Origin of the sequence: Phycicoccus sp. Root563 (genome assembly GCF_001427915.1) — a bacterium.
Lineage (GTDB): Bacteria > Actinomycetota > Actinomycetes > Actinomycetales > Dermatophilaceae > Pedococcus.
The window spans coordinates 1237194-1248313 of the sequence record NZ_LMGM01000001.1 but is presented as its reverse complement, the minus strand read 5'-3'; the positions used below and the strand labels follow the sequence as shown (position 1 = coordinate 1248313).

Annotated in this window: 13 protein-coding genes and 1 pseudogene; 13 read left to right on the top strand and 1 reads right to left on the bottom strand. The window is 72.2% G+C overall.

All coding sequences use genetic code 11. The annotated features are described in order from the left end of the window. The first annotated feature begins 186 nt into the window (after positions 1-186). The 10 genes and pseudogenes from cysT to trmD all read left to right on the top strand — a co-directional run bounded on the left by cysT (position 187) and on the right by trmD (position 7640). Positions 187-921: a sulfate ABC transporter permease subunit CysT gene (gene cysT, locus ASD62_RS05840; protein ID WP_235529054.1), complete on the top strand. Its 735-nt coding sequence runs from the start codon at positions 187-189 to the stop codon at positions 919-921. Further along, positions 918-995 (top strand): annotated as a pseudogene (locus ASD62_RS20895) (hypothetical protein); the annotation flags it as partial. The gene cysT and the pseudogene ASD62_RS20895, both read left to right, overlap by 4 nt. A gap of 1 nt (position 996) precedes the next feature. Next, on the top strand, positions 997-1664 hold a 668-nt coding region (locus ASD62_RS05835; RefSeq protein WP_235530644.1), incomplete at its 5' end, for a sulfate ABC transporter permease. Then, a complete protein-coding gene (locus ASD62_RS05830; protein ID WP_056915148.1) occupies positions 1661-2671 on the top strand; it encodes a sulfate/molybdate ABC transporter ATP-binding protein in 1011 nt (336 codons plus the stop codon). The genes ASD62_RS05835 and ASD62_RS05830, both read left to right, overlap by 4 nt. Before the next feature lie 56 nt (positions 2672-2727). Next, positions 2728-3192, top strand: a complete 465-nt coding sequence (locus tag ASD62_RS05825; RefSeq protein ID WP_056915147.1) for an Rrf2 family transcriptional regulator — start codon at positions 2728-2730, stop codon at positions 3190-3192. Continuing rightward, positions 3189-4742, top strand: coding sequence for an SDR family NAD(P)-dependent oxidoreductase (locus ASD62_RS05820; protein ID WP_056917196.1), 1554 nt, complete (start codon positions 3189-3191; stop codon positions 4740-4742). The genes ASD62_RS05825 and ASD62_RS05820 overlap by 4 nt, the downstream gene beginning before the upstream one ends. Before the next feature lie 218 nt (positions 4743-4960). Further along, positions 4961-5482, top strand: a complete 522-nt coding sequence (gene rpsP / locus ASD62_RS05815) for a 30S ribosomal protein S16 (protein ID WP_056915146.1) — start codon at positions 4961-4963, stop codon at positions 5480-5482. Positions 5483-5484: 2 nt separating this feature from the next. Next, the gene (locus ASD62_RS05810; RefSeq protein ID WP_056915145.1) at positions 5485-5727 is read left to right on the top strand and encodes an RNA-binding protein; all 243 of its coding nucleotides are present in this window, start codon (positions 5485-5487) and stop codon (positions 5725-5727) included. A gap of 94 nt (positions 5728-5821) precedes the next feature. Continuing rightward, positions 5822-6370 (top strand): ribosome maturation factor RimM, encoded by a 549-nt coding sequence (rimM, locus tag ASD62_RS05805; RefSeq protein WP_056915144.1) that lies wholly within the window; start codon positions 5822-5824, stop codon positions 6368-6370. A gap of 10 nt (positions 6371-6380) precedes the next feature. Further along, on the top strand, positions 6381-7640 hold the full coding sequence (gene trmD / locus ASD62_RS05800; RefSeq protein WP_056915143.1) for a tRNA (guanosine(37)-N1)-methyltransferase TrmD: 1260 nt from the start codon (positions 6381-6383) through the stop codon (positions 7638-7640). Here the strand turns inward: trmD and ASD62_RS05795 are convergent. Further along, the gene (locus ASD62_RS05795) at positions 7623-8381 is read right to left on the bottom strand and encodes an ABC transporter permease (RefSeq protein WP_056917195.1); all 759 of its coding nucleotides are present in this window, start codon (positions 8379-8381) and stop codon (positions 7623-7625) included. The two genes, trmD and ASD62_RS05795, sit on opposite strands and share 18 nt — an antisense overlap. 238 nt (positions 8382-8619) lie before the next feature. Between ASD62_RS05795 and rplS the strand changes: the two genes are divergently transcribed. The 3 genes from rplS to lepB (ASD62_RS20600) all read left to right on the top strand — a co-directional run bounded on the left by rplS (position 8620) and on the right by lepB (ASD62_RS20600) (position 11117). After that, entirely contained in the window at positions 8620-8979 is a 360-nt protein-coding gene (gene rplS, locus ASD62_RS05790) for a 50S ribosomal protein L19 (RefSeq protein ID WP_056915142.1), read from the top strand. 135 nt (positions 8980-9114) lie between these two features. Further along, on the top strand, positions 9115-9843 hold the full coding sequence (gene lepB, locus ASD62_RS05785) for a signal peptidase I (protein ID WP_200956858.1): 729 nt from the start codon (positions 9115-9117) through the stop codon (positions 9841-9843). Next, the gene (gene lepB / locus ASD62_RS20600; protein ID WP_235530643.1) at positions 9840-11117 is read left to right on the top strand and encodes a signal peptidase I; all 1278 of its coding nucleotides are present in this window, start codon (positions 9840-9842) and stop codon (positions 11115-11117) included. Before lepB (ASD62_RS05785) ends, lepB (ASD62_RS20600) begins: the two co-directional genes overlap by 4 nt. Positions 11118-11120: the final 3 nt, after the last annotated feature.

Genomic DNA, 11120 nt, shown 5'->3' with positions numbered 1-11120 from the left:
TGATCTACGACAAGGCGACGTCGTAACCCATGACGACGACCCTCACCCCTCGTACGGGCGCCGGCAGGGACGACACCGACGTGTCGTCCCTGCCGGCGCGCCCNGGCGCCGCCGCGCAGCGGACTCGGCCGCCGCGTCGGCCGCCCCCTCGGAGTCGGGCTGGTCGGGCTCTGGCTCAGCATCATCGTGCTGCTGCCGCTCGCGGCGCTGACGGTGACCTCGTTCGGCGAGGGCTGGTCGGGCTTCTGGGACGCGGTCACCGCGCCCGTGGCCCTGGCCTCCCTGCGCGTCACGGTGGCGGTCTCGGCCGTCGTCGCCCTCGTCAACGCCGTCATGGGCACCCTCATCGCCTGGGTGCTGGTGCGTGACGACTTCCGGGGCAAGCGCGTCGTCAACGCGCTGATCGACCTGCCGTTCGCCCTGCCGACCATCGTCGCGAGCATCGTCCTGCTGTCCCTCTACGGCCCCAACAGCCCGGTCGGCATCCACCTCAACGCCACCCAGCCCGGTCTGCTCGTCGCCCTGGCGTTCGTGACGCTGCCGTTCGTGGTGCGCTCGGTGCAACCGGTCCTCATCGAGGCCGACCGCGAGGTGGAGGAGGCCGCGGCCTCGCTGGGTGCGTCGAACTGGACGACGTTCCGCCGGGTCGTGCTGCCCACCCTGGCACCGGCCGTCATCGGGGGCACCGGCCTCGCGTTCGCCCGTGCCATCGGCGAGTACGGCTCGGTCGTCCTCATCGGCGGCAACATTCCCCGGAAGACGCAGGTGGCCTCGCAGTACATCCAGCAGCAGATCGAGATCGACCGGCCGGTCAACGCCGCCGCGGTCTCGGTGGCCCTGCTCGCGATCGCATTCGTGACCCTGTTCGTCCTGCGCGTCCTCGCCGGACGCAGCCAGCGGCGCGAGGAGGACTCGGCATGAGGACCTCGACCGCTGCCCGCCTCAGCCTGCGCACCGTCGCCCTCGGCTACCTCGTCCTGCTCATCGGGGTGCCGNCCCCGGCCGCCATCTCGGCGCTCAACCTCTCCCTGCTCATCGTGGCCATCACCGTGCCGCTCAACGTCGTCTTCGGCGTGGGCACGGCGCTCGCGCTCGTGCGCGGGCGGTTCCGTGGCCGCGGCCTGATCCAGGCGGTCGTGGACCTGCCGTTCGCGGTGTCGCCGATCGTCGTGGGCGTCTCGCTCATCCTGCTGTGGGGCTCCAGCGGCTGGTTCGGGGGCATCGAGAACAACCTCGGTGTCCGCGTCATCTTCGGCCTTCCCGGCATGGTCATCGCGACGATCTTCGTGACGCTGCCGTTCGTCGTCCGCGAGGTCGAACCGGTCCTGCACGAGATCGGCACGGAGCAGGAGCAGGCCGCCTCGACCCTGGGGGCGAGCTCGGCCCAGACGTTCTGGCGGATCACGCTGCCCGCCATCCGGTGGGGCCTGACGTACGGCGTCGTGCTCACGATCGCCCGTGCCCTCGGCGAGTTCGGGGCGGTGATCATGGTCAGCTCCGGCTTCCCCGGGGTGTCCCAGACCCTGACGCTGCTCGTCCACTCCCGCTACATCGACGACCACAACACGTATGGCGCGTACGCCGCCGCCACCCTGCTCATGGGCCTCGCCGTCCTCACCCTGCTGCTGATGACCCTGCTCGACCGCAAGAGGAGCACGACATGATCACCGTGACCGGAGCCCGCAAGAACTACGGAGACTTCGCCGCGCTCGACGACGTGACGCTCGACATCCCCGCGGGCACGCTGACGGCGCTGCTGGGGCCGAGCGGCTCGGGCAAGTCGACCCTGCTGCGCTCCATCGCCGGTCTCGAGCGCCTCGACGCGGGCTCGATCGTCATCGGCGGCCGCGACGTCACCGGTGTGGCGCCGCAGAAGCGGGGGATCGGGTTCGTCTTCCAGCACTACGCCGCGTTCAAGCACATGACGGTGCGCGACAACGTGGCGTTCGGCCTGAGCATCCGCAAGCGCCCCAAGGCGGAGATCGCGAAGAAGGTCGACGACCTGCTCGAGATCGTCGGCCTCGACGGCTTCCAGCACCGCTACCCGGCCCAGCTCTCCGGTGGGCAGCGCCAGCGCATGGCCCTCGCGCGCGCGCTCGCCGTCGACCCGGAGGTGCTGCTGCTCGACGAGCCGTTCGGCGCCCTGGACGCCAAGGTGCGGGCCGACCTGCGCCAGTGGCTGCGGCGCCTGCACGACGAGGTCCACGTGACCACGGTGCTGGTCACCCACGACCAGGAGGAGGCGCTCGACGTCGCCGACCGGATCGCCGTCCTCAACAAGGGCCGGATCGAGCAGGTCGGGGACCCGGTCTCCCTCTACGACCGCCCCGCCAACGACTTCGTCATGTCGTTCCTGGGCTCGGTCGCCCGCCTCGGCGGCCAGCTGGTCCGCCCGCACGACATCGCGCTCGAGCGCAACCGTGACCGGGCCGTCGCCGCCGACGCCCTGACCGGCACCGCCGGCGGGGTCGTCGAGTCGGTCGTCGAGCGGGTCGTGCGGCTGGGTTTCGAGGTCCGCATCGACCTGCGGGCGGACTCCGGGCAACGGTTCGCGGCGCAGGTGACCCGCGGACAGGCCGACGTCCTCGGCCTCCAGGTGGGGGAGACGGTCTACGCCCGCGCCACGCACGGCCCCGACGCCTACGAGCTCGACCCCGCCCTCGCCATCTGAGCCGGCGCAGGACGCCCGCTGCACGGCATACCCTCCGGGTGCGACACAATGCGCCCGTGGACATCTCGGCGCGCACGGAGTACGCCGTCCGGGCCATGCTCATCCTCGCCGAGGCGGCGACCACCGCAGCGGGCCCGGTGAGCGTGGAGACGCTGGCATACCGGCAGACGCTCCCGCGCAAGTTCCTCGAGGCGATCGCGGCCGACCTCCGGACCGCCGGCCTCGTCAAGAGCACCAGAGGCGCCCGCGGCGGCTACGCCCTGGCCCGCGAGCCGCGCGACATCAGCCTCGGTGACGTGTTCCGTGCCGTCGACGGACCCCTCGCCGAGGTCCGCGGCCTGCGCCCGCACGAGACCCGGTACGACGGCGTGGCCGAGCACCTGCCCACGGTGTGGGTCGCCGTGCGAGCCAGCCTGCGCTCGGTGCTCGACGAGACCAGCCTCGCGGACGTCCTCTCCGGCGAGCTGCCCGAGCGCGTCTCCGCGCTCGCCGCCGACCCGGACGCGTGGCGCGCCCGATGAGCGAACCGACCCGCGAGCCCGTGTCCGAGGAGGACCCGACCACGTCGCCCACCGAGCTCGACCAGATCGACCCCGCCGACCTGGCCACCGCGCTCAAGGTCCTCGAGCTGCTGCCCGAGCTGGACGCGGGCCACCCCGACATCGAGACGATCAAGCGGGCGACGGGACGGATGTACAAGCGCGTCCGCAAGTCGCGCCGCCGCGCGGCCCTGCAGCCGCAGGTGGAGCACGACGAGGCGATCATCGCGGCGACGGCCACCGGATCGCCGATGCGGATCGACGACGAGACCAAGGGCATCCCGCTCGTCTCCAGCGTCCGTGGCGCCCATGCGGGTGAGCTGATGAAGTCCCGCGGCTGCTACATCTGCAAGGCGGAGTACACCCTCGTCGACGCGTTCTACCACTGGCTCTGCCCGGACTGTGCCGAGCTGAGCCACACCAAGCGCGACCAGCGCACCGACCTCACGGGTCGTCGCGCGCTGCTCACCGGTGGTCGGGCGAAGATCGGCATGTACATCGCGCTGCGCCTCCTGCGCGACGGTGCGCACCTGACCATCACCACCCGGTTCCCTCGCGACGCGGCGAGGCGCTTCGCGGCCCAGGAGGACTCGGGCGACTGGATCCACCGGCTCAAGGTCGTCGGCATCGACCTGCGCGACCCCACCCAGGTCGTCGCGCTCGCCGACGAGGTCGCGGCTGCCGGTCCGCTCGACATCCTCATCAACAACGCCGCGCAGACGGTGCGGCGCTCGCCGGGGTCGTACGGACACCTCGTCGACGGCGAGAACGCGCCGCTGCCCCAGGGCGTCGACCTGCCGGAGCTCGTGACGTTCGACCGGATCAGCGAGGCCCACCCGGCCAACCTCATCGGGACCCTGCGCGAGCACCAGGTCGCCCACCACGAGGGAGAGTCGCCCGAGCACGCGGAGGAGGTCCTCGCGGCGCGGTCGGCAGCCTCGATGACCGCGATGGCCCTCTCAGCCGGTCACGCCAGCCTCGACGCCCACCTCGCCGGGACCGCGCTCGACGCCGGGGGGCTGCTGCCCGACACCCAGGTCAACAACTCGTGGACCCAGAAGGTCGAGGAGGTCGACCCCCTCGAGCTGCTCGAGGTGCAGCTCTGCAACGCCACCGCGCCCTTCATCCTCGTGTCGCGGCTGCGGCCCGCGATGCGGGCGGCGGTCGCCGCCGGCGCGCGACGGGCCTACGTCGTCAACGTCTCGGCGATGGAGGGCCAGTTCTCGCGCCGCTACAAGGGCGCGGGTCACCCCCACACCAACATGGCCAAGGCCGCGCTCAACATGCTGACCCGCACCAGCGCGGGGGAGATGTTCGAGACCGACCGGATCCTCATGACCGCCGTCGACACCGGCTGGATCACCGACGAGCGCCCCCACCACGAGAAGCTGCGGATCGCCGCCGAGGGATGGCACGCACCCCTCGACCTCGTCGACGGCGCGGCCCGTGTCTACGACCCGATCGTGCGGGGTGAGGCGGGCGAGGACGTGTACGGCTGCTTCGTCAAGGACTACCGGCCCAGCCCGTGGTGACCGACGCCTGAACGCCGTGGTCCGGGCCACCCCCGGCGATCTGGCAGAATGGGCGGCTGTACCCGTCCAGGCACGGGCCCCCGTATGGCGCGGAGCACCGCTTCGCCCGTCGGACCGGGCCTCCTGGCTCTGGAACGCCTACACCGGGTTCCGGCACCCCGCGCGAACCGTGCGCGGTCTCGCCGTGCTCACAACACGAACAAGGAGACACCACCACCGTGGCCGTCAAGATCCGTCTGAAGCGCATGGGCAAGATCCGTGCACCGTTCTACCGCGTCGTCGTCATGGACTCGCGCGCCAAGCGCGATGGCCGTGCCATCGAGGAGATCGGCAAGTACCACCCCACCGAGGAGCCGTCGCTCATCGACATCAACTCGGACCGCGCCCAGTACTGGCTCGGCCAGGGTGCGCAGCCGACCGAGGCCGTCGCCGCCCTGCTGAAGATCACGGGTGACTGGCAGAAGTACAAGGGCGAGCCCGGCACCGAGGGCACCCTCAAGGTCAAGGCTGCGAAGCCGTCCAAGAAGGAGCTCTACGACGCGGCCATCGCCGCCGCCGGCAAGTCCGACGCGGGCGCCGACACGGCGACCACCCCGAAGAAGAAGGCCGCCAAGAAGGCTGACGAGGCCCCCGCCGAGGAGCCCAAGGTCGAGGAGCCCAAGGTCGAAGAGGCCAAGGCTGACGAGGCCACGACCGCGGAGGCCCCGGCCGCCGAGGCCGACGCCGCGGACCAGGCCTGACCGTGCTGGAAGAGGCGCTCGAGCACCTCGTGAAGGGCATCGTCGACCACAAGGACGAGGTTGCCGTTCGACGCAAGGAGCTCCGCCGCGGTGAGGTGCTCGAGGTCCGGGTCCACCCCGAGGACCTCGGGCGCGTGATCGGTCGTTCCGGCCGGACCGCGAGCGCCCTGCGCACCGTCATGGGTGCGCTGGCCGGCGGGCACACCGTCCGGGTCGACATCGTCGACACCGACAAGGTCCGCTGACCGCGCACCGACAACCGGTCGTTCCGAGGGCCGCTGGGATCACGATCCCGGCGGCCCTCGGCATGTCACCACCCACCCTGAGAGGATCGTGGCCATGCCCGCCACCGACCAGCTGCTCGTCGCCCGCATCGGCAAGCCCCACGGCCTGCGCGGTGAGGTCACCGTGCAGGCCCACACCGACGACCCGGAGCGCCGCTTCATCCCCGGCGTCGTCTTCGCCACGGAGGCCCCCGAGGGCTCCGGGGTCCCGCGCGCGCTGACCCTCGCGACCGCACGCCTGCACCAGAAGGTCTGGCTGCTGGGGTTCGAACAGATCCCCGACCGCACCGGCGCCGAGGGCCTGCGCGGCACCCGGCTCTTCGTCGCCCTCGGCGACGTCATCGACGCCGTGGACGACGACGAGGACGGCTGGTACGAGGACGAGCTCGTCGGGCTCACGGTCGTCGACACGGCAGGGGCCACCGTCGGGGAGGTCGCGGGGCTGGAGACCGGGGCTGCCCAGGACCTGCTGGTCGTGACCCTCACCGGTGGCCGCCAGGCGCTGGTGCCGTTCGTCGAGGCGATCGTGCCCGAGGTGGACATGGAGTCACGCCGCGTCGTCATCGACCCGCCGCCCGGCCTGCTCGAGCTCGCCGACGAGTGACCGCCTGACCATGCGCCTCGATGTCGTCTCGATCTTCCCCGAGTACCTCGCGCCCCTCGACCTGTCGCTCATCGGCAAGGCCCGGCGCGACGGCCTGCTCGACCTGCAGGTGCACGACCTGCGCGAGTTCGCCCACGACCGCCACCGTACGGTCGACGACACGCCCTACGGCGGCGGCGCCGGCATGGTGATGAAACCCGAGCCGTGGGCCGAGGCGCTGGCGCACGTCGCCGGCTCGGCTCCGGCGTCGGTGCCGACCGCTGCACGACCGCGGCTCATCGTCCCCGGACCCGGGGGCGTGCCGTTCACCCAGGCCCTGGCGCGCGAGCTCGCGGACGAGCCGTGGCTCGCCTTCGCCTGCGGTCGCTACGAAGGCATCGACGAGCGGGTCCACGAGCACGCCGCGCAGGACCTCGGCCTCGAGGTGACCGTCGTGTCCCTCGGCGACTACGTGCTCAACGGGGGGGAGGTGGCGGTGCTCGCCATCGTCGAGGCCGTCGCCCGCCTGCTGCCCGGCGTGATCGGCAACGCCGAGTCCCTCGTCGAGGAGTCGCACGAGGACGGTCTGCTCGAGTACCCCGTCTACACCAAGCCCTCGTCCTGGGAGTCGGCCCCCGGCGTCCGTCGCGACGTCCCCGCGGTGCTGTTGTCCGGGGACCACGGTCGGATCGCCGCCTGGCGGCACCAGCAGCGGCTCGAACGCACCGCCGCCCGGCGTCCCGACCTGCTGCACGCCTCGCAGGCCGCGCCAGCGGCGCCCGGTGGCCCGGCGACGAACGCGCTCGACGGCTTCGACGTCGCCCTGGCGACGCCGGCCGACGCCCCCGAGCTGCTCACGCTGAGCCGGGCCTGCTGGGTCACCGAGGGCCGGGCCAACGACTCGTTCGAGATCCCGCCGCTCGTCGAGACGCTGGAGGAGGTCGTCTACGGGCTCACGCAGTGGCTCACGTGGATGGTCCGCTCCGAGGGGCGGCTGGTGGGTTCGGTGCGTGGTCGCCGCGACCCCGAGGACCCCGCCACCTGGCAGGTGGGGCGCCTCATGGTCGCCCCCGACCTGCAGGGCCGGGGGCTGGGCCGGGCCCTGCTCGCCCACGCGGAGGCCGCGGCACCGGCGGACGTCGTCACCTACTGGATCAACACGGGTCAGGGCAGCGAGCGCAACCTGCGCACCTACCGCAAGGCCGGGTACCGCGCGGTCCCCGGCGAGGGTTCGTACCCCGGGACCGTGGACCTGACCAAGGCGCGGCGCGGCTCAGTCGACGAGGGCTGACCGCAGGTCCGGCGACACCAGCCGACGGGCGGCCACCAGCCGTTCGGCCACGCCCACGGTGATGGTCTGGGCGGCCATGATCCCGAAGAGCACGAGGACCTGCGCGGTCGCGGCCTGGACCGGTGAACCGCCGCCGAGCATCACCCCGATGAAGGCGCCCGGCAGCGTCACGACACCGGTGGTCTTGACCTGGTCGAGCCCGGGGAGCAGGGCCTCCGGTGCGCGACGGTGGACGATCTCGCGGATCGCCTGCGCGGGCAGGAGGCCGAGGGAGAGAGCCGCCTCGTACTGCGGGTGCTCGTCGCGCAGGGCGGAGAAGGCCCGACGCCCCACCAGGGTGTGGGCGGTCATGGCGTTGCCGACGATGATGCCCGCTATCGGGATGATCGCGATGCCCTCGAGCGGGATGGTGCCCGTCGCCAGCACCACCACGAGGACAGGGACCACGCCCGCGGCCATGGCGGTCGCGGCGGCGGGCCAGGACCCGGGTGCGTCGACCCGGCGCGAGGTGGTCAGCACCCCCAGGGCGAACATGACCACGACGAGCAGCACCGACAGCCACAGGTGCTCGACCACCGAGGTGATGAGCAGGGCGGCGACGCCGAGCTGGGCGATCGAGCGGGCGGCAGCGACCAGCGCCGGCTTCTCGAGGCCGTAGCCGTTGAGCCGGTGGGCGCCGACGGCGATGCCGAGCAGGACCACGAGCGCGAGGGCGACGGGCCAGCCGGGGTCGATGCTCACGCGCACACGGTAGTCCGGGGCGTGGGTCACGATTTCAGGGGTGGGGTCTCCTCGTGGCAGAATGACTCCTTGCGTCTGCACGACCAGCGCCCCTGCCACAGGGGGAGTACGGCGGCACCGGTTCCGGTGCCCACGGCCTGACCGCCACGTACGCGGCCCGCGCAGCACGCGCCATACACATCACGCACGACCGACAAGCCTGGGCGACCTGTGGCGCCGAGAAGAAAGCGAATCTGCCATGCAGCGTTTCGACGAGATCGACAAGGCCTCCCTGCGCGACGACGTCCCCGCCTTCCGCGCCGGTGACACCGTCAACGTGCACGTCAAGGTCGTCGAGGGCACCCGCTCCCGCATCCAGGTCTTCAAGGGCGTCGTCATCCGTCGCCACGGTGGGGGCATCGGCGAGACCTTCACCGTCCGCAAGGTCTCCTTCGGCGTCGGCGTGGAGCGCACCTTCCCGCTGCACACCCCGATCATCGACAAGATCGAGGTCGTCACCCGCGGTGACGTCCGTCGCGCGAAGCTGTACTACCTGCGCGACCTGCGCGGCAAGGCCGCCAAGATCAAGGAGAAGCGCGAGACGATCCCCGCCAAGTAGGGCGATCTCATCTCGACCCTCGGGTGTCCCGGCACGCTCCGACCCAGCCTCGAGGGTTAGGCTCCGGAAGCGATGAACCCCGGACCCGAAGCACCCCAGCAGGATCCGGCCACCCCGTCAGCGCATGCTGACGCGGTGGCCGTTTCCGCGACTGCCGACGACCACGCCAGCGGGCGTGGCGCGGCGCAGTCCGGTCACCCCCGGCGACGTGGCCCCTCGTGGCTCGTGCTGGTCGGCGCCGCCCTGCTGGTCATGCTCGTGGTCCGGGGTTTCCTCGTGCAGTCGTTCTTCGTGCCGTCGGGGTCGATGGAGCCGACGATCGAGCCGGGCGACCGCGTCCTGGTCAACAAGCTCGTGCCCGGCGACGACGTGCAGCGCGGCGACGTGGTCGTCTTCGACGGCACCACGACCTTCGCTGCCGCCGACCGCAGCCCGCACCAGGACGACGGCCTGGTGGGCCGCGCCCTGGCCAGGGCCGCCTCGCTCGTCGGGGTCGACCTCGGCGAGCAGGACTTCATCAAGCGCGTCATCGGCCTGCCCGGTGACCACGTCGTGTGCTGCGACGCCCAGGGCAAGCTCACGGTCAACGGCGTCCCGGTGACGGAGGACTACCTCTACCCCGGTGACGTGCCGAGCGACCTGACGTTCGACATCACCGTCCCCGCAGGCCGGTTGTGGGTCATGGGTGACCACCGCAGTGACAGCGCCGACTCCCGCGCCCACCTCGGTGACCCCGGCGGGGGCACGGTCCGCACCCGCGACGTCGTGGGCCGCGCGAGCGCCACCTTCTGGCCGCTGAACCGCATCGGGGGCTTCGACCGCCCGAGCTCGCTCGCGACCATCCCTGCGGCAGGCACCCGGTGACGCCGCCGTCCGGCACCCCGGACCGCGGCTGGCTCGGGTACGACCGCACCGCCGATGAGACCGCTCGCACCGGCGCCGAGACCGCTCGCCCCGGCGCCGAGACCGAGGCCGCGCCCAGTCCCTGGCTGCGGCACGAGGCCGCCACCGACCCGGACCCCGCCACTGGCCGCGACCCTGCCTGGCTCGACCCCGAGCTCGCCGTGCCCGCCGACCGACCCGATGCCGACCACGACACCGGCGTCCCCCCGACCCTCGCCGAGGAGCCCCCCACCGTGCAGCACAGCGACCCGGCCGGCGGCACGGCACCCGAGCCCGTGCCTGCCGGCGGCGAACCCCACGGCGAGGAGCCCCGCAGGGGGTCCGGGTCCGACGCGGAGGCGTCCGAGGTCCACGGCGACGACGTCGAGGCCACCGGCCCGCGCGACGAGGCCACCGGCCCTCGCGACGAGGGCACCGACGTCGAGGAGGAGGCCGGGCTGGCCGCGGTGGCGGGCGCCGCCATCAAGGAGTTCGCGATCGTCGTGGGCATGGCCCTCGTGCTGTCGTTCATCGTCAAGACCTGGCTGCTCCAGGCGTTCTACATCCCCTCGGGGTCGATGGAGGACACCCTCGTCCTCAACGACCGCGTCATCGTCAGCAAGCTGACCCCGGGACCGATCGACCTCAAGCGCGGCGACATCATCGTGTTCGCCGACCCGGGCGAGTGGCTCGAGGCCACCCCGACCGTCCCGCACGGCAAGGTCGTCAGTGCCCTGCGCGAGACGATGACCTTCGTCGGCCTGCTGCCCGACAACTCCGAGAACCACCTCATCAAGCGCGTCATCGGCCTGCCCGGCGACCACGTCGTCTGCTGCGACGAAGGGGGCCGGATCACGGTCAACGGGACGGCGATCAAGGAGCCGTACCTCAAGCCCGGCGACTCCGCGAGCGACCAGGAGTTCGACATCACCGTGCCCCGGGGCCGCGTCTGGGTCATGGGTGACCACCGGTCCAACTCGGCGGACTCCCGGGCCCACGACGCCCCCGAGAACGACGGCAGCCAGGGGTCGGTCGACGAACGGCTCATCGTCGGACGGGCCGTGGCGCTGGTCTGGCCGCTGGACCACATGACCTGGTTGTCGAACCCCACGGCGACGTTCGCCAAGGTCCCCAACCCGACGGCCGGCGACACCTCCACGCCCTCGAACTCGCCGTCGAGCGGGCCACAGGGCGACCCGAGCTCGCAGACCGGTGGCGCCGAGGTGACCGGCGGCGACGGCGGCGCAGGCGGCTGAGCT